General features: G+C 70.9%; 23 protein-coding genes. 1 reads left to right on the top strand and 22 read right to left on the bottom strand.

Annotated features, from left to right (window positions below):
* Positions 1-4 precede the first annotated feature (4 nt).
* From BM064_RS03245 to BM064_RS03160, 19 genes are all read right to left on the bottom strand, one after another.
* Positions 5-2,029, bottom strand: a complete 2,025-nt coding sequence (locus BM064_RS03245) for a hydantoinase/oxoprolinase family protein (protein ID WP_092857841.1) — start codon at positions 2,027-2,029, stop codon at positions 5-7.
* A 23-nt stretch (positions 2,030-2,052) separates the two neighbouring features.
* Positions 2,053-2,976 (bottom strand): aminotransferase class IV, encoded by a 924-nt coding sequence (locus BM064_RS03240; RefSeq protein WP_218160943.1) that lies wholly within the window; start codon positions 2,974-2,976, stop codon positions 2,053-2,055.
* Between the two features lie 14 nt (positions 2,977-2,990).
* On the bottom strand, positions 2,991-4,052 hold the full coding sequence (locus BM064_RS03235; protein ID WP_092857837.1) for a branched-chain amino acid ABC transporter permease: 1,062 nt from the start codon (positions 4,050-4,052) through the stop codon (positions 2,991-2,993).
* Positions 4,053-4,069: 17 nt separating this feature from the next.
* Positions 4,070-4,984, bottom strand: coding sequence for a branched-chain amino acid ABC transporter permease (locus BM064_RS03230; RefSeq protein ID WP_092857835.1), 915 nt, complete (start codon positions 4,982-4,984; stop codon positions 4,070-4,072).
* Entirely contained in the window at positions 4,981-5,760 is a 780-nt protein-coding gene (locus BM064_RS03225; protein ID WP_092857833.1) for an ABC transporter ATP-binding protein, read from the bottom strand. Before BM064_RS03225 ends, BM064_RS03230 begins: the two co-directional genes overlap by 4 nt.
* A 1-nt stretch (position 5,761) precedes the next feature.
* Positions 5,762-6,538: an ABC transporter ATP-binding protein gene (locus BM064_RS03220; RefSeq protein WP_092857831.1), complete on the bottom strand. Its 777-nt coding sequence runs from the start codon at positions 6,536-6,538 to the stop codon at positions 5,762-5,764.
* 302 nt (positions 6,539-6,840) lie between these two features.
* The gene (locus BM064_RS03215) at positions 6,841-8,046 is read right to left on the bottom strand and encodes an ABC transporter substrate-binding protein (RefSeq protein WP_143103250.1); all 1,206 of its coding nucleotides are present in this window, start codon (positions 8,044-8,046) and stop codon (positions 6,841-6,843) included.
* 188 nt (positions 8,047-8,234) lie between these two features.
* A complete protein-coding gene (locus BM064_RS26750; protein ID WP_143103249.1) occupies positions 8,235-8,438 on the bottom strand; it encodes a hypothetical protein in 204 nt (67 codons plus the stop codon).
* Positions 8,435-9,184: a GntR family transcriptional regulator gene (locus BM064_RS03210; protein WP_092857827.1), complete on the bottom strand. Its 750-nt coding sequence runs from the start codon at positions 9,182-9,184 to the stop codon at positions 8,435-8,437. Before BM064_RS03210 ends, BM064_RS26750 begins: the two co-directional genes overlap by 4 nt.
* 269 nt (positions 9,185-9,453) lie before the next feature.
* Positions 9,454-11,223 (bottom strand): hydantoinase B/oxoprolinase family protein, encoded by a 1,770-nt coding sequence (locus tag BM064_RS03205; protein ID WP_092857825.1) that lies wholly within the window; start codon positions 11,221-11,223, stop codon positions 9,454-9,456.
* An 11-nt stretch (positions 11,224-11,234) separates the two neighbouring features.
* Entirely contained in the window at positions 11,235-13,322 is a 2,088-nt protein-coding gene (locus BM064_RS03200) for a hydantoinase/oxoprolinase family protein (RefSeq protein ID WP_092857823.1), read from the bottom strand.
* Positions 13,319-14,776: an amidase family protein gene (locus tag BM064_RS03195; RefSeq protein WP_092857821.1), complete on the bottom strand. Its 1,458-nt coding sequence runs from the start codon at positions 14,774-14,776 to the stop codon at positions 13,319-13,321. Before BM064_RS03195 ends, BM064_RS03200 begins: the two co-directional genes overlap by 4 nt.
* A 191-nt stretch (positions 14,777-14,967) precedes the next feature.
* Positions 14,968-16,074 (bottom strand): ABC transporter ATP-binding protein, encoded by a 1,107-nt coding sequence (locus BM064_RS28305; RefSeq protein WP_092857819.1) that lies wholly within the window; start codon positions 16,072-16,074, stop codon positions 14,968-14,970.
* Positions 16,075-16,164: 90 nt separating this feature from the next.
* The gene (locus BM064_RS03185) at positions 16,165-17,376 is read right to left on the bottom strand and encodes an ABC transporter substrate-binding protein (RefSeq protein ID WP_092857817.1); all 1,212 of its coding nucleotides are present in this window, start codon (positions 17,374-17,376) and stop codon (positions 16,165-16,167) included.
* A 47-nt stretch (positions 17,377-17,423) separates the two neighbouring features.
* Positions 17,424-18,188 (bottom strand): SDR family NAD(P)-dependent oxidoreductase, encoded by a 765-nt coding sequence (locus tag BM064_RS03180; RefSeq protein WP_092857815.1) that lies wholly within the window; start codon positions 18,186-18,188, stop codon positions 17,424-17,426.
* A gap of 10 nt (positions 18,189-18,198) precedes the next feature.
* Positions 18,199-18,945: an SDR family NAD(P)-dependent oxidoreductase gene (locus BM064_RS03175; protein ID WP_092857813.1), complete on the bottom strand. Its 747-nt coding sequence runs from the start codon at positions 18,943-18,945 to the stop codon at positions 18,199-18,201.
* On the bottom strand, positions 18,942-19,799 hold the full coding sequence (locus tag BM064_RS03170; protein ID WP_092857811.1) for an ABC transporter permease: 858 nt from the start codon (positions 19,797-19,799) through the stop codon (positions 18,942-18,944). The genes BM064_RS03175 and BM064_RS03170 overlap by 4 nt, the downstream gene beginning before the upstream one ends.
* Positions 19,800-19,802: 3 nt before the next feature.
* Entirely contained in the window at positions 19,803-20,714 is a 912-nt protein-coding gene (locus BM064_RS03165; protein WP_092857809.1) for an ABC transporter permease, read from the bottom strand.
* Positions 20,711-21,814, bottom strand: coding sequence for an ABC transporter ATP-binding protein (locus BM064_RS03160; RefSeq protein ID WP_092857807.1), 1,104 nt, complete (start codon positions 21,812-21,814; stop codon positions 20,711-20,713). The genes BM064_RS03165 and BM064_RS03160 overlap by 4 nt, the downstream gene beginning before the upstream one ends.
* A 209-nt stretch (positions 21,815-22,023) precedes the next feature.
* Here BM064_RS03160 and BM064_RS28300 point away from each other — a divergent pair, with 209 nt between their 5' ends.
* Entirely contained in the window at positions 22,024-23,043 is a 1,020-nt protein-coding gene (locus tag BM064_RS28300; protein ID WP_092857805.1) for a GntR family transcriptional regulator, read from the top strand.
* On the opposite strand, the gene BM064_RS03150 is transcribed toward BM064_RS28300, so the two are convergent.
* The 3 genes from BM064_RS03150 to BM064_RS03140 form a co-directional block, all read right to left on the bottom strand.
* Positions 23,040-24,185 carry a type 2 periplasmic-binding domain-containing protein gene (locus BM064_RS03150; RefSeq protein ID WP_245779041.1) on the bottom strand — a complete coding sequence of 382 codons (1,146 nt, stop codon included), beginning with the start codon at positions 24,183-24,185 and terminating at the stop codon, positions 23,040-23,042. The genes BM064_RS28300 and BM064_RS03150 overlap by 4 nt on opposite strands.
* 139 nt (positions 24,186-24,324) lie before the next feature.
* Entirely contained in the window at positions 24,325-25,296 is a 972-nt protein-coding gene (locus BM064_RS03145; protein WP_092857803.1) for a 5-oxoprolinase subunit C family protein, read from the bottom strand.
* Entirely contained in the window at positions 25,286-26,161 is an 876-nt protein-coding gene (locus BM064_RS03140; protein ID WP_092857801.1) for a 5-oxoprolinase subunit B family protein, read from the bottom strand. The genes BM064_RS03145 and BM064_RS03140 overlap by 11 nt, the downstream gene beginning before the upstream one ends.
* Positions 26,162-26,173: the final 12 nt, after the last annotated feature.

Raw genomic sequence — 26,173 nt, 5'->3', positions numbered from 1 at the left:
GGGCTTACTCCTTGGCGGTGACGATGAGGTTGCCGTAGGCGTCGACCTCGAGGCTCTTGCCCGGGTCGACGACGGTGACGGAGGCGGCTTCTTCCACCAGCGCGGGGCCGTCGAGGGTCTGGCCGGCCTTGAGTTCCGAGCGCCAGTAGACCGCCGCGTCCGCCCAGCCCGCGCGGAAGTAGACGGGGCGGGTGGAGGCGGGGACGGGGGCCTCGGAGGAGGCCGCGATCTTGGGCAGGGTCAGCTCGCCGGTGGAGGCGACGCCGGTGACCATGAAGTTCACGATCTCCATGTGGTCGTCGAGGCGGAAGCCGAAGCGGGCCTCGTGCAGGTCGTGGAACTCGGCGTAGATCCGGGCGACGTCCTCTTCGGTGAAGTCTCGGGCGCGGATCGGGAGCTCCAGCTCGTAGTTCTGGCCGAGGTAGCGCATGTCGATGGCGCAGGAGATCGAGGGGCTTTCGTGGCCCTGGGCGGCGAGCTCGGCCTGGCACTCGGCGATCAGGGTCTTGAGGGCTTCGCGGGCCCGGGGGGCGTCGAAGGCGCGGGAGTTGAGCTGCACGGTCCGGTAACGGTCGACCCGGGCGTCGGCCATCGTGAAGCCGAAGGCGGAGAACTGGCCGGGGAAGTTGGGCGAGAGGCCGCGGGGGATCGAGGCGTCGTCCATCAGGTCGGAGATGTGCAGGGGCCCTGCCCCGCCGAAGGCCACCAGGGTGAAGTCGCGGGGGTCGAGGCCCTGCTCGGTCAGCACCGTGTGCAGGGCGCCGACCATGTTGTTGTTGGCGATGCGGATGATCGAGAGGGCGGCGTCTTCGAGGGAGACGCCAAGGGTCTCGGCGATGGGCTGGATGGCGGCGCGGGCGGCGGGCTCGTCGAGCTCCATGGCGCCGCCGAGGAAGTTGGTCGCGGAGATGCGGCCGAGGACCAGGTTGGCGTCGGTGACGGTGGGGAGTGTTCCGCCCTGGCCGTAGCAGGCGGGGCCGGGGGTGGCGCCCGCCGATTCAGGGCCCACGACCAGCATGCCGCCGGCGTCGATGCGGGCGATCGAGCCGCCGCCGGCGCCGATGGTGCGGATGTCGATCATCGGGACCTGGATGGGGCGGCCCCACTCGATCTCGAAGTCGGTGGTGAAGCGCTCCTTGCCGTTGACCACAGTGGACACATCGGTCGACGTGCCGCCCATGTCGAAGGTCACGAGGTTGTCCATGCCCAGAAGCTGGGCGATGCGCTTGGCCGCGATGACGCCGCCGGTGGGGCCGGACATGGCGATCTGGATGGGGCTGTCTGCGACCTTGCGGGCCTCCATCTCGCCGCCGTTGGAGCGCATGACGACCAGCCGGGCGTCGACGCCCTCGGCCTCCAGGCGGGACTTCATCGAGCCGATGCGGTCCTTGACCACCGGCTTGATGAAGGCGTCGCAGATGGTGGTGGAGGAGCGGAAGTGCTCCTTCCACTTGGGCAGGACTTCATAGGAGATCGAGACGGGGAGGTCGGGGGCCTCCTCGGCGAAGATCTGCTTGATGCGCTGTTCGTGGTCCGGGGTGAGGTAGGAGTGCATGGTCATCACCGCGACGGCGCCGATCTCGGGCTCGGCGGCGATTTTCTTCGCGACGGCGCGGACTTCGTCCTCGTTCAGCGGGCTCAGGATTTCTCCGGAGGGGCCGACGCGCTCGGACACCTCGTAGGCGTCGCGGCGCTTGAGGAAGGGTTTCGGCTTGATCCAGCCGAGGTCGTAGTGGTGCTTGCGGTCGCCGCGCATGATGAAGGGGATATCGCGGAAGCCGGCGGTGGTGACGTAGGCGACGCGGGCGCCCTTGCCTTCCAGAAGCGCGTTGGTCGCGACCGTGGTGCCGAGGCGGATGCCGGAGATCTCGGACTGTTTGCCGAAGCTGCGCAGGCCGGTCATCACGCCCTCGGACGGGTCCGCGGGGGTGGAGAGGTTCTTCCAGGCGTGCAGCTCGCCGGAGGCCTCGTCGTAGACGACGAAGTCCGTGAACGTGCCGCCGATGTCGACGCCGAGACGATAGGACATGAGGGGGTCTCCTGCGGGGGGGGTCAGGCGGGGGTGGGCTCGGCGGCGGCCGAGTAGTCGACGGGGGTGGCGTGCCAGCCCTCGGCGCGCTTCGCCCAGAAGCGGTCGAGGAACAGGCGGGAGATCGGGCCGGGGCGGTCGTTCGACAGGATCCGACCGTCGATGCGGCTGGCGGGCATGATCCCGCCGGCGGTGGTGCAGGTGAAGATCTCGTCGGCGTTGCGGATTTCGTCGGCCGGGATCTCGCGGACCTCCAGCTTCAGGCCCTGCTCCTCGCAGAGCTCCATGACCGAGAGGCGGGTGATGCCGTCGAGGCCGCCGCGGATCGGGGTCGAGACGACGCCGTCGGTGACGGAGAAGACGTTGAAGCCCGGACCTTCCGTGATGTTGCCGGCGAGGTCGGGGAGGATGGCGAAGTCGGCCTCGACCTCCAGCGCCTCGAACTGGGCGCGGGTGAGGTCGCCCCAGTGGAAGTTCTTCGCCCGCGGCTCCACGCATTGAGGGGGGATGCGGGGGGTTTTCGAGACCATCAGGTGCATGCCGCGCTCGATCATCTCCGGCGGGGCCACCCAGACCCAGGGGATCGCCAGGACGATGGTGTAGGCGGGGACGTAGGCCGGGTGGCGGGGCTTGCCGGGGAGGGGGACGGAGCGCAGGCACTCCATCGACACGTAGGCGGATTGCAGGCCGGAGAGGGCGACCACGCGGTGCAGGATGGCGCGGAGGTCGTCGTCGGTCTCCTTCGGCGCCATGTGCAGTTCGGCGCGGGAGGCGCGGAAGCGCGTCAGGTGGTCGTCGAGGCGGAAGAAGTTCCCCTCCCACACGCCGACCACGTCGTAGGTGACGTCGGAGCGGCGGTAGCCCCAGTGGGTGACGGGGACCGAGGCCTCGGCGATCGGCATGTAGCGGCCGTCGATATAGGCGGCGCCGGCGGAGAAGTCGGGCATCTTCGGGTCCTCGGTCATTCGGCGGGGGCGGCCTGGGCGGCCTCGGGGGCGGCGGGCGCGGCGGGGCGGCTGCGGCCGAAGAGCTTCAGCTCGCGTCCGCCCGAGAGGCCGGTGGGGCGCAGGACCAGGATCAGGGCCATCAGGATGCCGAGACCCAGCTCCTGGCTGCCGGGGGGGAGGGTGATGGGGCCCATCGAACCACGCTCGAACATGCGCAGGAGCTCGACGATGATGGTGACGCCGATCACCCCGATCACCGCGCCGGTGAGGGAGGACATGCCGCCGACCACCAGCATCGCGAGCGTGATGAAGGTCAGGCCGAGGTAGAACGGGTCCACCGTCAGGATGCCGAGGAACTGGGCGTAGAGGCCGCCGCCGAGGCCCACCAGCGCCGCCGACAGCACGAAGGCCCCCAGCCGCGCCTTGACCAGGTTGATGCCCGAGGCCTGGGCCGCGACCGGGTCGTCGCGGGTGGCGCGCAGCATCAGGCCGTGGCGGGAGATCTGGTAGAACCACGCCGCCAGGATCGCCACGCCCGCGAACACCCAGGCGACCCAGGGGCCGACCAGCGTCGGGATGCCGATGATCGAGCTGACGCCCGCGGTGACCGAGTCCCAGTTGGCGTAGACCGAGTTGGTGATCATCAGGAACGCGAAGGTCGCGATCGAGCAGGCGATGCCGCCGAGACGGGTGATCGCTCCGCCCAGCGCCAGGCCCACGATGGCGGGCAGGACCGCGGCGAAGGCCATGGCGACGAGGAACGGGTACTGCTCGGTCTGCAGCCAGGCGGGCAGGCCGCCGAGCATGATCTGCTTGAAGGTCGGCGCGGCGGTCATCCAGGCGGCGGCGTAGGCGCCGATGCACATGAAGGAGATGTGGCCGAAGCTGATGATGCCCGAGTTGCCGATGAAGACGTAGAGGCCGACCACCACGACCACGCGGATCATCATCTCGGCGATGGTGGTGGCCATGGCGTCGGAGCCGGTGAGGGAGGCGAGGCCGGAGACGATCGCCAGCAGCACGATCAGCAGGACGGGGGTCTGCAGGGTGCGGATGTTGGAGAGGATGCGGTCCATGGGGTCTGTGTCTCCTCTCACACGCGCTCGATGACGTTGCGGGCGGGGATCAGGCCCTGCGGGCGGAACAGCAGGACGAGGATGACGATCGCGAAGGCGAAGGCGTCGCGGAAGACGCGCAGGTCAGGCGGCAGGTAGGCCTGGAGCATGGTGACGACGAAGCCGATGGCGAAGCCGCCGACCACCGCGCCGGGCAGCGAGCCCATGCCGCCCACCACCACCGCCACGAAGGCGAAGAGGGCGAGGGGCACGCCCATGGTGTGGCTCAGGGAGCCGGACTGGGTGACGTAGAGAAGCCCGACCGCGGCTGCGAGGATGCCGGAGATGGCGAAGGCGATGCCGATGACGAAGTTGCCTTTGACGCCGAGGTACTGGGCCATGCGGAAATCCTCGGCGGCGGCGCGCATCTGGACGCCGTAGCGGGTCTTGGAGAGGAACAGCGACAGGCCGACCATCAGGGCGATGGTGACGACGACGGTGATCACCTGGAGGAGGGGGACGCGGAGGTCTCCGACCTGGATCTGCTGGTTGGCGGCGCCCCAGAGGTTGATGGCCTTCGGGCGCGAGCCGTAGATCATCAGGATGCCGTTCTGGATGATGTAGCTGACCGCGAAGGAGGCGATCATCAGCGTCGGCGTGGTCGCCTTGCGCAGCGGCCGGAAGGCCATCAGGTCGGTCGCCAGCGCCAGCAGGATCACGATCAGCGCGATCGAGGGCAGCAGGAACAGGATGTTGAAGTCGCCGATGAACATCCGCGCGGTGACGTCCACCGACGGCACGATCAGCGCATAGGCCGCGACCGAGATCAGGTCGCCATGCGCCAGGTTGATCAGCCGAAGGATGCCGAACAGAAGCCCGATGCCCAGCGCCGTCAGCGCGTAGAGCCCGCCCAGCGACAGGGCGTCGATGAGGTTCTGGATGAAGCCGATCATGCCGCGCCTCCGGTTGAAGCCTGGGTGGGGGTCTGCATGGCCGGGGCCGGCTGGGCCCCGTGTTCGAAGCCGAAGTAGGCCTGGCGGATGGCGGCGCCGTCGGCGAGCTCGGCCGCCGTGCCGGCCAGGCGGATCTCACCCTGGCGGAGCACGTTCACCCGGTCGGCGAACTTCAGGACGCGGTTCGAGGACTGCTCGTTGATGACGAGGGTCAGGCCCTCGGTTTTGCGGAGTTCCAGCAGGATCTCGTAGATCTGGTCGACGATCTTGGGGGCGAGGCCGAGGGAGGGCTCGTCCACCAGCAGCAGCTTGGGACGGGTCATCACGGCGCGGGCGACGGCCAGCATCTGCTGCTCGCCGCCGGAGAGGCGGCCGGCGGGGAAGTCGATGCGCTCGGCGAGACGCGGGAGGAGGGCGAGGATGCGCTCGCGGTCGCGGGCGACCTCGGCCTTGTCCTTGCGCATGTAGGCGCCGATGATCAGGTTCTCGGCCACCGTCAGGGAGCCGAAGATGTGGCGGCCCTCGGGGACCAGGCTGACGCCCATCGTGGCGATCTTGTCGGGGGGCGTGCCGAGGATCGGCTGGCCGTCGTAGCGGATCTCGCCCCGGTAGGGGCGCACGCCGCCGGCGATGGCGGCGAGCGTGGTGGACTTGCCGGCGCCGTTGGGGCCGATGATGCAGACCACCTCGCCCTCCTCGACCTTCAGCGAGAGGCCGCGCAGCGCCACCATGTCGCCGTAGCGGACATGGATGTCGGAGACGTCGAGAAGCGCCATCTCAGGCCTCCATTCCAAGATAGGCGGCCATCACCGCCTCGTGGCGCTGGATCGCCTCGGGGACGTCCTCGGCGAGCGTCTTGCCGCCGTCGAGGACGTGGATGCGGTCGCAGATGCCCATCACGACGCGCATGTTGTGCTCGATCAGCAGGACGCCGCAGATGAAGGCTTTTGGAATGGCCTGGACGATCTCCATCAGGTCTTCGCACTCGGAATCCGACATGCCCGCCGCGGGCTCGTCGAGCAGCACGAAGGCGGGCGACAGCATCATCGCGCGGGCGATGCCGAGGCGGCGCTGGTCGGTGTAGGCGAGCGCGGAGGCCGGCACGTCGAGCTTGTCGCCGAGGCCGATCCAGTCGAGCAGTTCCTTCGCCTCGGCCTGCGCCGTGCGGCGGGACTGGCCGAGGCCGACGCCGGTGACCTCGGCGTTCTCCAGCACCGACATCTCGGGGAACAGGCGCCCCGCCTGGAAGGTGCGGGCGATGCCGTGGCGGCGGAATTCCGTGGGGGCCCAGCCGGTGATGTCGCGGCCGGCCATCATCACCCGGCCCTCCGTCGGCTTCTGGAAGCCGGTCAGGCAGTTGACCAGCGTGGTCTTGCCGGCGCCGTTGGGGCCGATCAGGCCGAAGATCTCGTGGCGCTGCATCTTCAGCGACACGTCGTCGATGGCGGCGAGGCCCTGGAAACGGACGGTCAGGTTCTCGACGCCCAGCTCGGCGTCGTCGGAGGCGCCGGGGCGGTCGAGGGGCGGCGCGTGGCGGGCGGGGGGAGCCTGCATGGGGCGTCTCCTGCGGGGCGCGCGCGCGGTCCGCGAAGGCCGGAAGGGCGGCCGGGGCGGTCCGGGGCGACGGTCCGGGGGCGCGCGGCGCACCGCGAAGGGGCGCGCGCCGGGGCGGAAGGCGTCCGGAGCGGGCGCGAGCGGCGCGCAGGCTCCGGGGCGGAATTCGGGAACGGCGGACGCGGAGGGAGGGGCCGCGCCCGCCGCCGCTCGCCCCTGCCCGGCCAAGGTGGCGCCGGGCCGGTCAGGGGCGGGGGGCGACGGCGCCCGGACGGCCGGAGGGACCGGCCGGGCGCGCGCCCTCACTTCGCCAGGCGGTAGAGCACCTCCTGGGGGATCGGCATGCCGACGCTCCACTCGGTGACCAGGGTCTGCTCGCCGCCCTCGTAGGAGGTGACCAGCATCGGGATCTCGGTCTGGATGTGCAGCTCGGGCGTCAGCTTGCGCAGGCCGACCGTGGTCTCGAAGCTGTCGTAGCCGTTCATCACCTCGACCACGGCGGCGGCGTCGGTGGTCTCGGCCTCCTTCACCGCGGCGACCCACATGTCGAGCATGCCGTAGATCAGGTAGGCGTACTGCGAGGCGGGGCCGGCGCCGTACTTGGCGGCGTAGGCCTCGGTGACCTCGTTGACCGAGGCGCGGGGGTCGTCCTTGGTCAGGGCCAGCGACGGGACGTAGAAGTCCTTCAGGCCGGGGACGGCCTCGGTCCAGTAGGTCCCGTCCATCGAGGTGCCGCCGAAGACCGGCAGGTCGATGCCCGCGGCGCGGATCTGGCGCAGCGCCGAGGCCGCGCCGGGGTTCGTGGAGCACAGCATGATGTGGTCCACCCCGCCCGAGGCGATGGCGTCCGACATGCGGGTGATCTGGGTCGAGATCACCGGGTCGAGGCCCTTGAACACGTCGGTGCCCACGATCTCGGCGTCGTCCTTGAGGCCCATGATCCAGTCGTAGCCGGCGCAGATCGACTTGTTGTATTCGATCGACTCGTCGACGAGGGAATAGCCCTTGCGGAAGCCCTTCTCCTGATAGCCCCAGTCGGCCATCGTCGCGCCCTCGAGCTGGGCGGCGTTGGCGGAGGTGAAGGAGAACGGCCCGACGCCGAGCACGCCCGCCTTGGGGTCCGAGGCGCCGAGGAAGAACGAGACGATCCCCGCCTTCTGGGCCTGCAGCGCGGCGGGCGCGCCGTAGTCGTAGTCGGCCGAGACCAGCATCAGCTCGGCCCCTTCCTGGACCATGGTCTGGCCGACCTTCGCGCCCTCGACCCGGTCGGTCTTGGTGTCGGCGATCAGCACCTTGATCTGCTTGCCGAGCAGGCCGCCCTCGGCGTTGAGCTGCTCGAAATACATCTGCGCCATCTTGGCGCCTTCGCCGTCATAGGCCTCCATCCAGCCGGTCTGGGCGACGGCCATGCCGACGACGATCTCCTCCTGCGCGGCGGCGGGACCGCCGGCGAGCAGGCCCAGCGCCGAGGCGCCGGCCAGGAACGATTTCAGGGTCGCGGATTTCATTGCACCTCTCCTGTCGGTTGCAGCGTCCGGCGCTCCCGGCCGGGGTCGCTTCAGGGCGTCGCGGCGCGGCGGTCTGCGCCGCCTGCGCCCACGGCTTTCGGTCCGGCGGCCGGGGCCGCCGGGCGTCCCCCCCGCCTGCGGGGGGCGTTTCTCCTCGGGCGATGTCCGCTCGGGGGTGGGGCGGGGCCTCAGTCGGCCGGCGCCGGGTCCGCGCCGGGGCCGGCGGCGGACAGGGACGGGCGGGCGTCGTGCCAGTCGACGCACCAGGTCGAGCAGAACAGCGCGCCGTCGCGCTCGACCGCATCGGCGCGGCCGGCGTCGTAGATCAGCACGCCGCAGCAGCGGCATTTCACGTAGCGCTCGACGTAGAGCTTGGTGGCGGACAGCTTCATGACGTCCTCCTGGGGGTCGGGGAGAGCGGCGCGCCGGGCTCGCGCTCCGCCGCGGGGGCGAGCACGACGTTGCTTCGGCTGCGCCGGATATGGGCCGCGAGCAGGCCCTCGGCCCGGTCGGCCTCGCGCCGGTCGATGGCCTCGGCGATGGCGAGATGCTCGCCCGCCGACAGCTCCAGCGGGTCCTCGCGCAGGTTCACGGTCGCGATCATCATGCGCACCGAGGCGTCCATCGCCTCGTGCGCGCGCAGCGCCGCGCGGTTGTCGGAGGCCACGCAGATCGTGCGGTGGAAGGCGATGTCGAGCTCGTGCATCCGGCCCACGTCGCCGGTGCGGGCGGCCTCGAGCATGTCGCCCGCGATCATCCGCATCCGCAGGCCGAAGCCCGGCTCGCCGAGCGCGAGGGCCTGGCGCAGGGCGAAGGTCTCGACCGCGATGCGGAACGAGAAGATATCGTCCGCGTCCTTGCGCGTGAAGGTGCGCAGGAAGGCGCCGCGGCGCGGGCGGGCCACCAGGAAGCCCTGGCGCACCAGCCCCGCCACCGCCTCGCGCACCGGGTTGCGCGAGATGCCCAGACGCCGGGCGAGCTCGGCCTCGTTGATCCGCTCGCCGGGGGCGAGCTCGCCCGCGGTGAGCTGGGCGAGCAGGTAGGCCCGCACCCGGTCGGAGAGGTTGCCGACCTCCGCCAGCGGCGTCTGCGGCGCCGCGGCATCGAGGAGGGCATCCGATCGGGCGAGAAGGTCCACTGTGGACAGTTCCTTTTCGAGGGGCGTTCGAACACGGGGCTATGCCCAATCGACAGGCTGTATCGAGCAGGGATCAGCATGGCCGCACGCGCCTTGTGCAGTCTTGTCGGGCAGCGAACGATTCTTGGTCGCTCTGCGCCCATGTTGCACCGCACGCGGAATCGCGGGCCGGCGACGCCCGCAGGGGGTGCATGGCGGCCCGGATCGGATACGAAAATGCGCCGGCGAGGGGGCTCGCCGGCGCGGATCGCGGGGGACGGCCGGGCGCGTCAGGCGCGCAGGTCGGCGCGCAGGGACTCGGTCGCGGCGAGGTCCAGCGCCCAGCCGTAGCCGTCGTCGACCTCGACCAGCGCCACGCCGTAGTCGCGCCGCGCGCTCTCGGGTCGGATGAAGCCGTCGAGCACGTCGTCGAGGACCTTGGCGGGGTCGCGTTCCAGCGGATCGCCGTAGCCCCCGCCCGAGGGCGAGAAGTAGGAGATCACGTCCCCGGTCTGGGTGGGCATGCCCGAGAGCTTGGCGTGCAGCGAGCGGGTCTCGCCCGAGTGGATGTTGTGCAGCTCCAGCTTGCCGGTGGCGCCGGGCTTGCCGCCGAAGATGCCCCAGGGGACGTCGTGGTGGCGGTCGTTCTCGTGGGTGGTCTGGCCGGGGGTGAGATAGCGCTGGGATTTGACCACGCCCTGCCCGCCGCGGAACTTGCCGGCGCCGGGCTCGACGTCGTCGCGCACCTCGTAGCGGTCGCAGATCAGGGGCAGGTGCATGCCCAGGTCCTCGAGCGGGTTGTTGCGGGTGTTGCGCATCAGCTCCTCGACCGTGTCGGGGCCGTCGGAGAAGGGGCGCCCGCCCATGGCGGCCTCGTTGACCTCCAGGAACACCCAGTAGTCGCCGTTGTCCTTGACGCCGGAGTAGGCGGCGAAGTCCAGCGTCGCCGCGTTGCCGGCGGTGCAGCGGTCCGGCAGCACCGGGGCGAGGGCCTTGATCACCAGATCGGCCATGCGCTGGATCTGGCAGAAGCGGGCCTCGGCGGCCGCGGGCATGTTCGGGTTGAAGATGCAGCCCTTGGGGGCGATGACCGAGATCGGGCGGAAGGAGCCTTCGTTGGCCGGGATGTCGTCCTGCGTCGTGTAGGTGTCGAGCAGCATGGCCCGGAACACGAAGAAGGCCGCCACCATGGTGGAGCCGTCGAAGGGGACGTTGAAGGCCGTCGGCGTCTGGGGGGCGGAGCCGGTGAGGTCGATGGTGGCGCTGTCGCCGTCGATGATGACCTTCACCTTGATCGCCAGGTGCTCGCCGTAGTTGCGGCCGTCGTCGTCGAGGAAGCCTTCGGCGAAGTATTCTCCGTCGGGGATCTTGGCGATCTCGGCCCGCATCCGGCGCTCGGTGTAGTCCATCAGCTGCTGGGTGGCCTGGATGACCGTGGCCTTGCCGTAGCGGGCCATCAGTTCCTGGAAGCGGCGGACGCCGAGCTCGGCCGACGCGATCTGGGCTTCGAGGTCGCCCATCACCAGGCCGGGGACGCGGGTGTTGTTGCGGATGTGGCGCCACAGGGTCTCGTTGCGCACGCCCTCGTCGTAGAGCTTTTCGGCGTCGAGGATCATGCCCTCGGACCACATGTCGGCGACGTCGATGATCAGGCCCGGCGTGGCGGCGCCGATGTCGACGTGGTGGGCGGTGTTGGCGGAGAAGCCGACCAGCTCGCCCTCGAAGAACACCGGCATGACGACGGCGATGTCGGGGGAGTGCGAGCAGCCCTTGTAGGGGTGGTTGTGCAGCACAAGGTCGCCGGGCTTCCAGGCGTCCAGCGGGATCGTCTGGGCGATGCCGCGGAGGTAGCCGGGGAGGGAGCCGATGTGCATCGGCGTGGAGTCGGACTCGCAGAGCGTGTTGTAGGCCGTGTCGAAGAGGCCGGCGCCGAGGTCCTGGCTTTCGCGGATGATGGACGAATAGCTCATGCGGTAGAGCACGTTGCCCATCTGGTCGGCGATCGAGTGCAGGGCGCCGCCGACGACCTGCAGGGTGATGGGATCGAGATCCTGGGTCATGGGGTCCTCCGTCAGGTGCGCGAGATGCGGATGTCGCCGTAGCCGAGCACGGTGGCGACGTAGCCGGGCGGCAGGATGGTCGTGGAGTTGTGCTGGGTGATGATCGCGGGGCCGTCGACGGTGTCGTCGGCTTTCAGTTTTTCGCGGTCGTAGCGGGGGGTGGGGGTGGCGACCCCGTCGTCGAAGACGGTGTCGGCGGTGTAGAGGATGGCGTCCGTCGGGTTGGCGCGGCCGCCCTTCTCCAGTTCCTTCAGGCGCAGGGTGTCGACTTCCGCGGAGGCGATGACGCGGAGCGTGACGCCCTCCGTGGTCTGGTCGCGGAAGGCGTGGCCGTAGGTCTCTTTATGGACGTCGAAGAAGGCGTCGATGACGGCCTGCTTGTTGGCTTGCGTCAGGGCGCCCTCGGGCATGGCGGCGCGAAGCTCGAAGCCCTGGCCGACGTAGCGGCACTCCATGACCCTGGTGAAGCGGCGCTTCTCGGGGGGGATGCCGTCGGCGTCGAGCTGGGCGGTGGCCTCGGCGGTCAGGGCGTCGGCGATGGCGTTGATCGAGGCCAGCGTCTCGTCGGCGGCGTCGTCGAGGGTGGCCAGCACCGACTGGGTGTACTCGTACTTCAGGTCGCCGACGAGCAGGCCGGTGGCGGCGGTGATGCCGGGCTGGAGGGGGGAGATCATGTCCTTCGCCTGGATCATCTCGCCCAGCGCCACGACGTGCAGGGGGCCGGCGCCGCCGAAGCCCATCAGGGAGAAGCCTCGCGGATCGATGCCCTTGGCGACGGAGTTGGCGTTGATGGCCAGCGCCATGTTGTTGTTGATGATTTTCAGGATGCCCAGCGCGGCGTCGGTGACCGACAGGCCAAGCGGCTCGGCGATGTGGGTGCGGATGGCTTCCTCGGCGAGGGTCTTGTCGATGCTCAGGTCGCCGCCGAGGAAGCGCTCGGGGTCGAGGCGGCCCAGCGCCACCTGGGCGTCGGTGACGGTCGGCTCGGTGCCGCCGCGGCCGTAGCAGGCGGGGCCCGGGGCGGCGCCGGCCGAGCGGGGGCCGACGCGGAAGGCGCCGCCGGCGTCGACATAGGCGATCGAGCCGCCGCCGGCGCCGATGGCGTCGATGTCGATCATGGGCGCGAGCACCGGCAGGTCCGCCACGGTGGTGTCGCGGGGGTTCTTGATGCGCAGCTCGCCGTCCTGGATCACCGAGATGTCGGCCGAGGTGCCGCCGATGTCGATGGTGATCACGTTGGCCGCGTCGCAGTGCTCGCCCGTCCAGCGGCCGCCCATGACGCCGCCGGCAGGTCCCGAGAGCAGCAAGCCGATGGGACGGGCGGCCGAGTTCTCGATGGTCGAGATGCCGCCGTTGGACTGCATGATGCGCACGATGGCCTCGATGCCGTTTTCTTTCAGGCGGGTCTCGAGGCGGCGGAGATACAGGGCCGTGCGCGGGCCGATGTAGGCGTTCATGGCGGTCGAGGAGAACCGCTCGTATTCGCGGATCACGTTCACCACGTCGGAGGAGGCGCAGATGTAGGCCTCGGGCATGACCTCCTGGACGATCTCGCGGGCGCGCTTCTCGTGGGCGTCGTTGAGGAAGGAGAACAGGAAGCCGATGGCGACGGCCTCGACGCCGCGCTTCTTGAGGAGCTCGGCGGCGGCGCGCACCTCATCTTCGTCCAGCGGAACCTCGATGTCGCCGGTGGGGGGCATCACGCGCTCGGCGATGGGGAGGCGGTCGCGGCGTTTGACCAGCGGTTTCGACTGCCAGGGGACGTCGAACTGCAGGGAGAAATTGTGCGGCCTTTTATGCCGCGCCATGTGGAGGATATCCCGAAAACCCTTGGTGGTCAGCATGCCGACATGGGCGCCGTCGCGCTCGATGACCATGTTGGTGGCGACCGTGGTGCCGTGGAAGAGCTGGTTGATCGCGGCGGGCTCCACGCCCGCCAGGCGGCAGACCTGCAGGACGCCGGCGACCACGCCCTCGGACTGGTCGTGGGGGGTGGAGGGGACCTTGGTGACGGTCACCTCGGGGTCCGTCCCGGGCTCGCGGCGCTCGAGGACGATGTCGGTGAAGGTGCCGCCGACGTCGACGCCTACTCGTATCATGCAGCTGGTCCTTTCGTGGTGCGGATGAGCGGCTCGACGCCGAGGCCGGCGCGCAGGAGCGCCGCGTCCTCGTTGGCGGGGGCCGAGAGGAGGAAGGAGGTGGGCAGGCCGCTCCGGTCGCGCCCGTTGGGGATCGCGAGGCCGGGGAGGTCCAGGAAACTGCCGAAGCCGGTGTTGCGGTTGGCGAGATGGGTGAGGCGGCGGAAGGCGGCCTCGTCCTTCAACTCGCTCAGTTTCGGGGCGGCGATCGCCGTGGTGGGCATGGCGAGGAAGGCGCCGTCCAGCGCGGCGGCCACTTCCGCCATGGCCTCGTCGCGCAGCCGGTGGAGGTCGACGAGGTCGGCCGCCGACATGCCCTGCCCGATCAGCATCCGGGCGGCGACGCGGGGGTCGATGCGGGCGAGCTCGGGGCCCTCGAGGGCCGTGCGGTGGAGGGCGTAGGCCTCCGCCGCCACGATGGAGCCGGTCGTGAGGGCCTGGGCGATGCGCTCGAGGGCCGGGAGGGGCTCGCGGCGGATCCAGGCGCCGGCGCGGGAGAGGGCGGTGAGGCTGCGCTCGAAGTTTTCCGACACGTCCTCGGCGAGGTCGCTCAGGGCGATGCCCTCGGGGACCAGCAGGGACAGGTTGGCGACGTCGCGCGGGGGTGGCGCAGGCGCGGGGGCGCCGCGGAGGATGGCGTCGAGGAGGGCGGCGTCCTCGACCGAGCGGCAGAGCGGGCCGACGGTGTCCTGGGTCTTCGAGAGCGGGAACACGCCGCCCATGGGCAGGCGGCCGCCGGAGGATTTGGAGCCGACCACGCCGCAGAAGCTCGCCGGGATGCGGATCGAGCCGCCGGTGTCGGAACCCAGCGCGCAGGGGACCAGGCCCGCGGCCACCGCGGCGCCGGAGGCGGAGGAGGAGCCGCCGGGGGCGCGGGCGGGGCCGGCGCCGACGGCGGGATTGGCGGGCGTTCCGAAGTGGGGGTTCTGGCCCAGGGCGGAGTAGGCGAACTCCGCCAGGTTCAGCTTGCCGAGGCTGACCATGCCGGCGCGGGCGGCGTTCGCGACCACCGCCGCATCGCGGATCGCGGGGATGGCGTCGGCGTGCAGCGCGGAGCCGGCGGTGGTCCGCTCGCCGGCCATGTCCACCAGGTCCTTCCAGGCGATGGGCACGCCGTCGAGCGGCGACAGCGGGCGGCCGGCGGCGAGGCGGGCGTCGGCGGCCGTGGCCTCGGCGCGGGCGCGCTCGGGCGTCAGGCGGATGAAGGCGGCGGGGTCGCCGGCGGCGATCCGGGTCAGGAGGCGCTCGGTCAGGGCCAGGGAGGAGGTCTCGCCGGTGGCCAGCGCCCGGCCGATCTCGGCCGCGGTGGCGTCGGCGATGCGGTCGAGGCGGTCGCCGCCCCCGCCCGCAGAGGCGCCGGCCGGGGCGTGCGGGGGCGTCCGACGAGGGGCGAAGGGGCGCTTGAGGGCGTCCATCGGGCACGTCTCCAGCGTCGCGCGACTCCCTCCTGAAACGGGGGGGTCGCGCGGGGCCTGGGGTCGCCAGGGCGGTTGCGGGGTCGGTCGGCGCGGGGCCGGCCGGGCTGTCGGGACGGCCGTGCGGGCCGTCGGATCTGGTCGGGACGGGCGGGGCCGTCCGGTCGGGGGCGGGCGGGCCGCCCCCGTTGTCAGGCGGCGTCGAGCACCACCGAGGCGCGGGCGGGGCGCCAGCGCAGGTTGACGGGGGCGCCGGGGGCGAGGCCGCGGCCCTCGAAGCGCTCACGGTGGGTTTCGAGGCGGACGGAGAGGGTCTCGTCCAGCTGCACGGTGGCGAAGATCACGTGGCCGACGGGGTCGAGGGCGGTGATGCGGCCGGTCAGGCCCTCGGTGGCCTCGGCGTCGTGGGGCGGGGCGCCGGGGGCGTGGAGCTCGACGTATTCGGAGGGGGCGACGACGGTGACTTTCGCGCCGGAGGCCGCGGCGGAGAAGACGGGGGCGCCGGCGAGGGAGCCGAAACGGGTGCTGACCACCGCGCGATCCCCGGTGCATTGGGAAAGGTCTCCGGGGATCAGCAGGTTGCGGCCGATGAAGCGGGCCACGAAGGGGGAGCGGGGGCGGGTGTAGAGCTCGAAGGGGGGCGAGATCTGCTCGACCTTCCCGGCGTTCATCACCACGACGCGGTCGCCCATCGAGAGGGCCTCGGACTGGGCATGGGTGACGAAGATGAAAGTGATGCCGACCTCGCGCTGGAGGATCTTCAGTTCTTCCTGGATGGATTTGCGCAGGTTGGCGTCGAGGGCGCCGAGGGGCTCGTCCAGCAGCAGGATCTCGGGCTCCACCGCCAGGCCGCGGGCGAGGGCCACGCGCTGCTTCTGGCCGCCGGAGAGGGCGCCTTCGCGCGATCCCGCGACGTCGCCTAGCTCCAGCTTGTCGATGATCGCGTCGGTGCGGCGTTTGACGTCCCCAGAGGACAGGCCGCGGACCTTCAGGCCGAATTCGATGTTCTCGCGCACCGTGAGGTGGGGGAACAGGGCGTAGTTCTGGAAGATCGTGGCAGTGGGGCGCTTCTCGGCCGGGATGCGGGTGAAGTTCCGGCCGCGGATCAGGAGGTCGCCCGACGTGATCTCCTCCAGCCCCGCGATCATGCGCAGCGTCGTGGTCTTTCCGCAGCCCGACGGGCCGACGAAGGAGATGAACTCGCCCTTCGAGACCTGAAGGTCGAAATCCTCGACCGCGACGGTCTCGCCGCCGTAGACCTTGCGCAGCTTCACCAGCTCCAGGTCGAATTGGGTCATCGGGCGCTCCGGGGGGCAGAGGGGCCCCCGCCCGCCGGGACGGGCGAGGGCTGCGCGGGGCGCCCGGCACGGCGCCCCGCGGGGGGGGGATCAGGCCGAGAGGAACTCGTCCCACTTCATCATCAGGTGGTCGTATTCGTCGGGCCACTGGTGCCAGTAGGCGACGTGGGAGGACCGTTCCTCCAGCGAGCCGCCGTCGCGCAGGTCGCCCTCGGAGATCCCGCGCTCGGGCGCGCCGGTCCAGGGCTGGCCCTCGTACCAGAAGGCGTACTTGGCGGGGTCCATGACCTCCTTGATCTTGGTCGTGGGCGAGTAATAGCCCTGCTCGGAGACCGTGATCGCCGGCGGGCCCGACAGCCAGTAGTCGGCGTAGGCCTTCACCGCCTCCGCGTTGGGGGTGCCGTCGATCATCGAGATGCCGATGGCCCAGCCGCGGTAGCCCTCCTTGGGGATGGCGTAGGCGCACTGGATGCCCTGGGCCTTCACCGCCATCACGGCGGGCTGCCAGGCGTCGGCGACGACCATCTCGCCCGAGGCCAGCAGGTTCACCAGCTCGCCGAAGTCGCCCCACAGCGCGCGGAACTGGCCGCCCTTCTTCTTGGAGATCAGGAAGGCCGCGGCCTCGTCGATCTCCTCGACGGAGGGGTTGCCGGGGTTCGGGACCTCCAGCAGGCCGAGGCTGTTCATGGCCAGGATCGCCTGGCCGAAGGCGATCAGCGGGTCCACGTTGAGGCCCGACTTGCCCTTGAACTTGTCGTCGAAGAGGCAGGTCCAGGTGTTGGCCTCCTCGGCCTCCACGAGGTCGGGGCGGTAGCCGATGGAGTCGAAGTTGAAGACGGTGGGGACCATCCACAGCCGGGTCTTGGCCTCGTCGGCCCAGATCTGGCCGGCGATATGAGCCTTGGGCTCCATCCCGCCCGTGACCTCGGTGAAGATGGGGCGGATGTCGCCCCAGTTCGAAAGGTCCGAGGTGGCGATGGGGGCGATGGTGTTGGTGATGGTCATCGCCGGCAGACGCTCGCCGATGGTCTCCCAGCAGTCGTAGGCCGTGGAGCCCGACAGCAGCTCGGTCTGGGTGTTGGGGAAGATGTCGGCCTTGCCCGACACCGCGCCGACGCCGGATTTCTCCTTGAACTCCTGCAGGATGCGCTCCTGCACCGTGACCGAGAGGCCGACGGTGCGCAGCTCCTGGCTGGAGAGGCCCTGCGCCCACAGGCGGTTCGGGCGGATCAGCGCCGAGGAGCCGGCCAGCGCGCCGGCGCCGGCGAGGAACCGGCGGCGTGAGGGGTGGATGGGTCTCATGGTCGTCTCCCTGTTGACGATCTGTCGAGGTCGTGACGCGCGGGCGGTCAGTAGCGGCCCACCAGCAAACCCCCGTCGACGGTCAGCACCTGGCCGGTGAGATACCGGGCCTGGTCCGAGACGAGGAAAAGGATGACGTCGGCGATGTCCTCGGGCTCTCCGACCCGGCCCATCGGGATGAAGTCGGCGGCCTTCTCGAGGCCCTCCGGCCCGAGGGAATGCTTTTCGGAGAGCGCCTGGGCGGTGCGGATGTAGCCCGGCGCGACGCCGTTGACGCGGATGCCGGAGCGGGCGAGCTCGACGGCCAGCGCGCGGACCATGCCGACGACGCCGGACTTGGCGGCGGAGTAGGCGACATGCTCGTCCCAGCCGTAGGCGACGCCCATGATCGAGCTGAGGCAGACGATGGCGCCGGCGCCCCTGGCCTTCATGCCCGGGACGGCGGGGCGGACGAGGCGGATCATGCCCTTCAGGTCCACCTCCATGGTGTGGTCCCATTTGGCGTCCGTGAGGTCGGCCAGCGGGACCTTGTGGGCGATGCCGGCGTTGCAGATCAGGGCGTCGATTGCGCCGTGGGTTTGCTCGATCTTCGCGACGAGGGTCTCGGCGGCCTCGGTGGAGGTGACGTCGAGGGGGTGGAACTCGGCCGTGCCGCCGGCGGCCTCGATCTCCGCGACGACGGAGGCGCCTTCCTCGGGGAGCACGTCGGTGACGATCACGCGCCAGCCGGCGGCGGCGAAGGCGAGGGAGGTGGCGCGGCCGATGCCGATGCCGGCGCCGGTGATCAGGACGGTTTTCATGGCGTCGGTCATCGGGGGTCCCTCACAGCATCACGTCGCCGGAATTCGGGCCAAGCGTCTGGCCCACGTAGATTTTCGCGTCGTCCGAGGCGAGGAAGGCGACGGTGGCCGCCACGTCCTCGGGGGCGCCGAAGCGGCCCAGGGGGAGCTCGGCGGTCTTGGCGGCGCGCCAGTCGTCGGAGAGGGCCATGACCAGCTCGGTCGCGATCGGGCCGGGGGCGACGGCGTTGACGCGGACGCCGCGGGACGAGACCTCGCGGGCGAGGGACTTGGTCAGGCCGATGATGCCGGCCTTGGCGGCGGAGTAATGGGCGAGCTCGATGCCGCCGATCTGGCCGAGCTGGGAGGCGATGTTGACGATCACCCCCTGCCCCGCCGCGAGCATCGGGTTGATCGCGCGGCGGCAGCCGAGGAAGCAGCCGCGCAGGTGCACGGCGATCATGCGGTCGAAGTCCTCGACGGCGAGGTCTTCCAGTCTGGCCTGGTGGACGATGCCGGCGTTGTTGACGGCGAGGGTGATGCGGCCCCAGGCGGATTCCGCGGTGGAATACATGGCCTCGACCGCCTCGGGGTCGGAGACGTCGCCGGGGGTGGGGAGGGCTTCGCCTCCGGCTTTCTGGATCAGCGCCACGGTCTCGGCGGCGCGCTCCGCGGAGAGGTCGTTGACGGCGACTTTCGCGCCTTCTGCGGCGAGGCGGAGGGCGATGGCCTTGCCGATGCCGGCGCCGGCGCCGGTGACGAGGGCGGTGTGGGCGGCGAGGCGGGTCATGCCTCGTCCTCCTGGATGCCGGAAGCCTTGATGCGGGCGCGGCGGACGGAGGCCGCCATCAGCAGGCCGTAGATGGCGAGGATGGTGAAGGAGAAGAGCGTCGACAGGACCCCGAAGGCGAAGATGTTGGGGTGGATCTCGACCGCGAAGGTTCCGTAGATCGCCAGCGGCAGGGTGACGTCGGAGCCGGCGGTGAAGAGCGAGCGGGGGAACTCGTCGTAGCTGAGCGTGAAGCCGAAGAGCATGGCCGAGAGCACGCCGGGGAAGACCATCGGGAAGGTCACTTTGCGGAACGTGACGGCGGGGGAGACGCCCAAGCTCCAGGCGGCCTCTTCCACGCGGGGGTCGAAGCGGTTGAAGATCGCCAGCATCACCAGGAAGGCGAACGGGTAGGTGTAGACCACGTGCAGGACGAAGGCCGTGCCCCACCAGCTGCGGTCGATGCCGAGGTTCTGCGCCACCAGCGCCTGGCCCAGGCCCAGCAGCAGGCCGGGGACCATCATGCCCAGGATCACGAGGTAGAAGATCACGCCGGAGCCGCGGAAGTTCCGCCGGAAGGCTTGCGCGGTCAGGGTGCCGAGGACCGTCGAGACGACGGTGGTGGCGAAGGCGAGGGTCAGGGAGCGGAGCAGCGCCTCGCGGATCGGGAGGGGGGCGATGCGGGTGGCCTCGGTCAGGCCGAAGAGGTGGCGATACCAGTAGGTCGACCACTCGATGATCGGGAACTGGGGGCCGCCCTCGGGGCCGGCCTGGAAGCTCAGGATCCCCATCACCACGAAGGGGCCGTAGAGGAAGACGATGAAGAGGCCGGTGTAGACCGCCAGCGTGCGCTTCAGGATCGGGAGGTCGCCCATGGCTCAGAGCTCCTTGCGCAGGTTGACGAGGCGCAGGAGGGCCGCGACGACCACCCCGATGCAGACGGTCAGCACCACGCCGATCACCGCGGCGAAGGCCCATTTCAGGGAGCCGACCTGGCTGACGATGATGTTGCCCAGCAGGTTCACCTTGCGCCCCGAAAGGGCGGAGGCGGTGGCGAACTCGCCCAGCACCATCACCGAGACGAAGATCGCGCCGACCACCACGCCGGGCAGGCTGAGGGGGAAGATGATGCGCGAGAAGATCGTCCAGGCGGAGGCGCCGAGATCGCGGGCGGCCTCGATCAGGCTGTCGTCGATGCGCGCCAGCATGAAGGCCACGGGGCCGACCATGAACACCACGTAGATCTGCACCATGCCGATGATCACCGAGGTCTCGGTGAACAGCAGCGTCTCGATGGGCTGGGAGATGATCCCGAGGTTCTCGAGGACGATGTTCACCGCGCCCTCGCGCCCCAGCATCGGGCGCCAGGCGAGGACGCGGATCAGGAACGAGGTCCAGAACGGGATCACGCAGGCGACCAGCAGGATCGTCTGGATGGATTTCGAACGCACGAAGCGGCCGATGAACAGCGCGGTCGGGTAGCCGATGACGAAGGTCAGGGCGAGGACCGTCAGCCACAGGCGCAGGGTGCGCAGCAGGGCGCCGACGTAGGTGTCCGAGGAGAAGAACGCGACCCAGCTTTTCGTGGTCAGGGTGGAGTTGATCGCGAAGGTGGTCTGCGTCCAGAAGCTGACGTAGATCATCATGCCCAGCGGCACGAGCAGGAACAGCACCATCCACGCCACGCCCGGCGACGCCAGCACGAGGCTGCGGTTGCGGGCGAACCAGCCCTCGGCCCGCGGATCGGCGGCGGCGGGGGCGGGGCGCGTCAGGGTCTCGGAGGACGTCATGCAGGGGCTCCGGCAGGGGCGAGCGGAATGCGGCGGCCGGCGCCGTCGAAGAGATGCACGTCGGCGAGGCGCCAGCGGACGGCCAGCGTCTCGTCCTGGGCGTAGGTCTCGGGGTCCTCGCGGCTGAGATGGCGCTCCACCTCGAACACTTTCCCGTCGGCCCGGCGCAGCAGGTAGACGACCTTCGAGCCCAGGAACTCGGAGGCGACGTAGCGCGCGGGCAGGACGCCCTCGCCGGGGGCCGGCGCGGGGTCGCGGCTGATCCAGGCGGCGTCGTAGGGGACGCCGTAGGTCTGCGCCTGGGGCGCGGGGGCGGGGAGGGCGAGGGGGGCTTCGCCCGCGACCTCGAAGCCGTCGGCGCCGGCGCGGCCGGGGATCAGGTTCCAGGCGTTGAGGAAGCGGGCCACGCGGGTGTCGGCGGGGGCGGCGAAGATCTCCTCGGGCGGGGCCACCGCCAGGGCGCGGCCGCGGTCGAGGACGATCATGCGGTCGCCCATCGCCAGCGCCTCGGCCTCGTTGCCGGTGACATGGAGGAAGGTGACGCCCAGCGCCTCGCGGATGCGGCGGAGCTCGACCGTCATGCGCTCGCGCAGGTTGGCGTCGAGGGCGCCCAGCGGCTCGTCGAGGAGGCAGATGCGGGGCTCGGTGACCAGGGTGCGGGCCAGCGAGACGCGCTGCTTCTGGCCGCCGGAGAGCTGGCCGGGCATGCGGGTCTCGAACCCGGTCAGGCCGACGAGGTCGAGGGTCGCGCGGGTGCGGCGGTCGACTTCGGAGGGGTCGGCGACGGGCGCGGTCTCGCGGAAGCGCAGGCCGAAGGCGACGTTGTCGAAGACCGTCATGTGGGGGAAGAGCGCGTAGTTCTGCTGCACGATCCCCAGGCCCCGGCGGTGGGTCGGCAGCGCGCCGATGTCCCTGCCGTCGAGCAGGACGCGGCCGGCGTCGGGCGTCTCGAGCCCCGCGATCACCCGCAGCAGCGTGGACTTGCCCGAGCCCGAGGGCCCGAGGAGCGTCAGATACTCGTCGTCGCGGACGACGAGGGAGACGTCGTCGAGGGCGACCTCGGTCCCGTAGCGCTTGGAGAGCCCCTGAAGCTCCAGCATGTGGGCGCGTCCTCCCTGGTTCGACTCGCCGGATCAGAATTGCACTTTGGTGACAAAAGTCAAAACTCTTTGGTGGAGGCAGGGTGCATTCCGTGCGAACGACGGCGAAATGGGCAGGGAAGCCCAGATATGCGGCGCCCTGAAAGCGACTTTCGTATACGAAAGCCGATTTTGCGCGTAGCGTTTCCCGAAACGACACGAGGTCAGGCGTGAGCGAAGACGACCCCGAGAGGCTCGAGACCCGCACGGTCGACCCCGGTCGCCCCGCGCCCCTCTACGCCGCGGTGGAGCGGACGCTGGAGCAGGCGATCGCGGGCGGGCGGCTGGCGCCGGGAACGGTGCTGACCGAGGGGCCGGTGGCGGCGCTGTTCGGCTCCTCCCGCACGCCGGTGCGGACGGCGATGGGGGAGCTGGCGGCCCGCGGGATGCTGGAGCGCTTCGCCGGGCGCGGGTTCCTGGTGCCCGGGGGCGAGGCCCCTCGGCGGGTGAAGCTGACGCCGGCCATGCTGGGGCTGGAGGAGGGCGCGCCGGAGCCGCAGATGGGGGCGGCGGAGCGGATCGCGCGGGACTTCGAGGGCTCGGTCGCCCGCGCCCTGCCCTTCGGGCTGTTCCGGGTTCACGAGCAGGCGGCGGCGGACCACTACGACGTCTCGCGCAACGTGATCCGGGAGCTGCTGTCGCGGCTGCAGGACCGGGGGCTGGTGCAGAAGAACCCGCGCAGCCACTGGATGATCGGCCCGCTGACCGCCCGCGACGTGGCCCATTACTTCGCGATCCGCGAGGCGCTGGAGCCGCTGGCGCTGGCCGAGAGCGCGCCGCGCCTGCCGGGGCGGGAGCTGGCGGACATGCTGGAGCGGGTGGTCGCGGCGCAGGAGGAGCCCGACGACCTGCCCCCGCCGGTGATCGAGGAGCTGGAGAGCGACCTGCACGTGCGCCTGCTGGCCGCGAGCCCGAACCCCCACCTGCTGCGGATGATCCGGCAGAGCCAGATCGCGCTGGTGGTGAACCGGGTGTTCGCGGAGTTCGTCGGCTCGCGGCCCTTCGCGCTGGCGATGGGGGAGCATCGGATCGTGCTGGAGTTTCTGACCCGCGGCTCGTGGCAGGCCGGGGCGGATGCGATGGCCGAGCATATGCGGCTGTCGGCGGAGCGGACGCGGCGGCGGCTGATGGCGGTCTCGGTGTTCCCGCAGCCGGAGCTGCCGGGCTACCTGATCCGGGAGAGCAACTAGACGTCCAGCGCGTCGTCCCAGCGGCGGACGAGGTAGTTGTGCTCGGTCATCACCGTGTTCCAGACGGCGATGCGGGACATGCGCTCGGCGTAGGCGCCGCCCTCGCGCCGCTCTCCGGGGGCGAAGATGATGCGGCCGTGGGCGTCGCGGATCTCGGTGCGGGCGGGCTCGCCGCCATACCAGAAGGCCCATTCGGCGGCGGTGAGGCGGCGGCGGACCGCTTCCGGGTTGGCCATGTAGGCGCCGTTGCGGGCGAGGATCGCGCCGGGCGCGCCGTCGAGCCACCAGTTGATGTAGTCGTAGGCCGCGTCCTGCGCCCAGCCCTTCGCCCGGGCCGAAAGGGCGAGGCCGCCGAACCAGCCGCGGTAGCCCTCGCGCGGGGTGGCCATGGCGACGGGGACGCCCTCGGCCCGCAGGGCGATCAGGCCGGACCACCACAGGGAGCCGATCATCGGGCGGCCCTCGCGCCGGGCGGCGCGCAGGGCTGCGATGGCCTCGGCCTCGTCGGTCCACACGGCGCGGAAATGGGCGGCGGCGTGGAAGGCGCGGAGGCGGGAGACGAGGTCGTCGATCTCTTCAAGGGCCAGGTCGCCGAGGTCGGCGGGGGCCATGTCGCCGCGGGCGCGGAGCGCCAGCAGGAGGTCGAAGCAGCCGATGGCGGCGTCGGATTGCACCAGCACCTGGCCGGCGCGCTCGGGGTCCAGCAGGGCGGCCCAGCTGTCGACTTTCGCGGGGTCCATGCCGACCACGGCGAAGGCGTCAGCGTTGTGGACGGTGGGGACCATCGAGATGCGGTCGGAGGGTTTGGGGCCGAGCGACCCGTCGGGTTGCACCCAGAGCAGGCGCGAGGGGTCTCCGCCCGGCGCCGCGCGGCCGGGGGCGATGCGGCCCGTCAGGGGGAGCTCGCCGACCGCGTCCCAGGCGGCGATGCGGCGGACGTCCAGCGGCTGGATCGAGCCGGCGGGCCAGATCAGGTCCAGGTCGTGGAACCACTGGTCGTAGACGTCGAAGCTGGAGGGGAAGAGCGCCCCGCGCCGCTGGGCGGAGGCGCCGTCGAGGGTGATGAGCTCGAGCGGCAGGCCGAGGTCGGCCTCGGCCAGTTTGCGGATCGGCTCGATCTGGGTGACCGAGGTGCCGAGCACGCGCAGGGGCTCCCGCGGGCGCCGGACCGCGGGGGCCGAGGGCGAGGGCTGCGCGCGCCCCCGGCCGGGGGCGCGGCGGGGGGCGCGGCCCCCGGGGGCGGTCAGGCCCGCATCGAGGCTGTCCGCGCGGGCGGCCATCTCAGGCCAGAGCCTCGCGGATCCTGGCCACGACGGCCTTGCGCTCCGCCCGGGCGGCGAGCGCGCCGTCCATGGTCGCCTCGACGAACCGCACCGGCATGTGGGGCTGGAGCTGGCCGATCAGGTCCATGTCGGCCGAGATCACCGTGCCGACCATGAAGTAGCCGCCGCCGGAGACGGCGTCGCGGTGGAGCACGATCGGCTCGGTCCCGCCGGGCACCTGGACGGAGCCGTAGGGATAGCAGCCGTCGACGATGTTGGAGGGGTCGGAGCCGGCGCCGAAGGGACGCTCGCGCGGCTCGAACTCCATCGGCCGGCCGCCCTTGAAGCGGTAGCCCATGCGGTCTGCCTCGGGGGCGACCTTCCACTCGTCGGCGAAGAAATGCTTCTGCGCGTCGGGGGTGATCCAGTGCCAGAAGAGGCCGGGGAGGACGCGCAGCTCGGCGGGGGAGCCGGGGCCGCGGCGCAGGGCCTCGGGGACGGTGGCGCCGGGTTTGCCCGCGCCGGGTTCGCCGGTGGGGATCACGTCGCCGGCGGCGATGGCGCGGCCGTCGACGCCCCCCAGCGCGCCGATGGCGTAGGTGGAGCGGGAGCCGAGCGCGGCCTCGGTCGCGATGCCGCCGGAGACGGCGATGACGATGCGGGCGCCGGAGCGCAGGTAGCCGAAGGAGAGGACCTGGCCGGCCTTCACCGGGATCGCGGTCCAGCCGGGCTGTTCCTCGCCGTCGAGCAGGATCGGCAGGTCGGCGCCGGTGACGGCGACGAGGCCGTCGGAGAGGAATTCCAGCTCGGGGCCGAGGAAGACGGCTTCGAGCGCGGCGGCGTCCTCGGGGTTGCCGACGAGGAGGTTGGCGGCCCGCAGCGACAGGCGGTCCATGGCGCCGCCCATCGGGATGCCGAGGTGGAAATAGCCGGGGCGGCCGAGGTCCTGGACCGTGGTCAGCAGGCCGGGCTTGAGAACCTTAAGCGGCATCGAGCGCCTCCATCAGCTTGGCGTTGGTCCCGGCGGGGTCGGCGGTCCAGGCGGCGAGGTCGAAGGAGACCTCGGCGATGCGGGGCCGCCAGGCGCCGGTCTTCACGTCGGCCTCGATGCGGTCGTGCTCCTCGCGCCCGATGGGGGTGAACTTCACGATGTCGCCGGGGTTGAAGAAGACCATGAAGTCGGAGAGGTAGCTGATCGTCTCGGTCGGATCGAAGATCGGCATCGGGGTGATGCCGAACATCTGGTAGCCGCCGGCGCCGCGCACCGAATAGATGCAGGAGAAGCAGCCGCCGTAGCCCACCGTCTGCTTGGGGGTGTCGGTGCGGGGGCGCAGGTATTTGGGAACCTGAAGCTGCTTTTCCCGTTCCACGAGCTGATACATGAAGGGGAGGCCCGCCACGAAGCCCACCATGGAGACGAACCACGGTTGGGAGTGGAAGGCTTCCACGAAAGCCTCGGCGCTGTCGTAGCCGTTGATCCGGGCGGCGTAGTCGAGGTCGGAGCCGGACGGGTCCTGGTGGCGCTCGCGGAAGCGCATCAGGGTCTCGTGGGTCCAGGGGTCCTGGAAGTAGACGGGGACCTCGACGATCCGGGTGGTGATGGTCTTGGCGGCGGACTCGGCCCTGGATTCCAGGGCCTTGAGCTCCTCCAGCATCTTGTCCGGCGCGATCACGTCGGGGTCGTACTTGACCTGGAACGAGGCGTTGGCGGGGCAGATCTCGGCGACGCCGGCGAGGTTCTTCTCGCGCAGCGCGGTGGTGATCGAGATCGCCTTGAAGAAGGCGTCGAGGGACATCTCCTCGTCCACCTCGACGAAAATGTGCTCGTCGCCTCCGAAGGAATAGCGTGTCTTCATCGGGTCTCGCCT

This window comes from Albimonas pacifica (assembly GCF_900113695.1).
GTDB classification, from domain to species: domain Bacteria; phylum Pseudomonadota; class Alphaproteobacteria; order Rhodobacterales; family Rhodobacteraceae; genus Albimonas; species Albimonas pacifica.
This window is presented reverse-complemented; position numbering and strand designations above follow the sequence as displayed.

Excerpts from the sequence above, each read along its gene's own strand:
- BM064_RS03140 (WP_092857801.1), bottom strand. The coding sequence starts at position 26,161 with ATGAAGACACGCTATTCCTTCGGAGGCGACGAGCACATTTTCGTCGAG.
- BM064_RS03230 (WP_092857835.1), bottom strand. The coding sequence starts at position 4,984 with ATGATCGGCTTCATCCAGAACCTCATCGACGCCCTGTCGCTGGGCGGG.
- BM064_RS03205 (WP_092857825.1), bottom strand. The coding sequence starts at position 11,223 with ATGACCCAGGATCTCGATCCCATCACCCTGCAGGTCGTCGGCGGCGCC.
- BM064_RS03240 (WP_218160943.1), bottom strand. The coding sequence starts at position 2,976 with ATGCCCGACTTCTCCGCCGGCGCCGCCTATATCGACGGCCGCTACATG.
- BM064_RS03185 (WP_092857817.1), bottom strand. The coding sequence starts at position 17,376 with ATGAGACCCATCCACCCCTCACGCCGCCGGTTCCTCGCCGGCGCCGGC.
- BM064_RS03220 (WP_092857831.1), bottom strand. The coding sequence starts at position 6,538 with ATGCAGGCTCCCCCCGCCCGCCACGCGCCGCCCCTCGACCGCCCCGGC.
- BM064_RS03145 (WP_092857803.1), bottom strand. The coding sequence starts at position 25,296 with ATGCCGCTTAAGGTTCTCAAGCCCGGCCTGCTGACCACGGTCCAGGAC.
- BM064_RS03245 (WP_092857841.1), bottom strand. The coding sequence starts at position 2,029 with ATGTCCTATCGTCTCGGCGTCGACATCGGCGGCACGTTCACGGACTTC.
- BM064_RS03225 (WP_092857833.1), bottom strand. The coding sequence starts at position 5,760 with ATGGCGCTTCTCGACGTCTCCGACATCCATGTCCGCTACGGCGACATG.
- BM064_RS03215 (WP_143103250.1), bottom strand. The coding sequence starts at position 8,046 with ATGAAATCCGCGACCCTGAAATCGTTCCTGGCCGGCGCCTCGGCGCTG.
- BM064_RS03165 (WP_092857809.1), bottom strand. The coding sequence starts at position 20,714 with ATGACGTCCTCCGAGACCCTGACGCGCCCCGCCCCCGCCGCCGCCGAT.
- BM064_RS03160 (WP_092857807.1), bottom strand. The coding sequence starts at position 21,814 with ATGCTGGAGCTTCAGGGGCTCTCCAAGCGCTACGGGACCGAGGTCGCC.
- BM064_RS03180 (WP_092857815.1), bottom strand. The coding sequence starts at position 18,188 with ATGACCGACGCCATGAAAACCGTCCTGATCACCGGCGCCGGCATCGGC.
- BM064_RS26750 (WP_143103249.1), bottom strand. The coding sequence starts at position 8,438 with ATGAAGCTGTCCGCCACCAAGCTCTACGTCGAGCGCTACGTGAAATGC.
- BM064_RS03200 (WP_092857823.1), bottom strand. The coding sequence starts at position 13,322 with ATGATACGAGTAGGCGTCGACGTCGGCGGCACCTTCACCGACATCGTC.
- BM064_RS03235 (WP_092857837.1), bottom strand. The coding sequence starts at position 4,052 with ATGGACCGCATCCTCTCCAACATCCGCACCCTGCAGACCCCCGTCCTG.
- BM064_RS03175 (WP_092857813.1), bottom strand. The coding sequence starts at position 18,945 with ATGACCCGCCTCGCCGCCCACACCGCCCTCGTCACCGGCGCCGGCGCC.
- BM064_RS28305 (WP_092857819.1), bottom strand. The coding sequence starts at position 16,074 with ATGACCCAATTCGACCTGGAGCTGGTGAAGCTGCGCAAGGTCTACGGC.
- BM064_RS03195 (WP_092857821.1), bottom strand. The coding sequence starts at position 14,776 with ATGGACGCCCTCAAGCGCCCCTTCGCCCCTCGTCGGACGCCCCCGCAC.
- BM064_RS03170 (WP_092857811.1), bottom strand. The coding sequence starts at position 19,799 with ATGGGCGACCTCCCGATCCTGAAGCGCACGCTGGCGGTCTACACCGGC.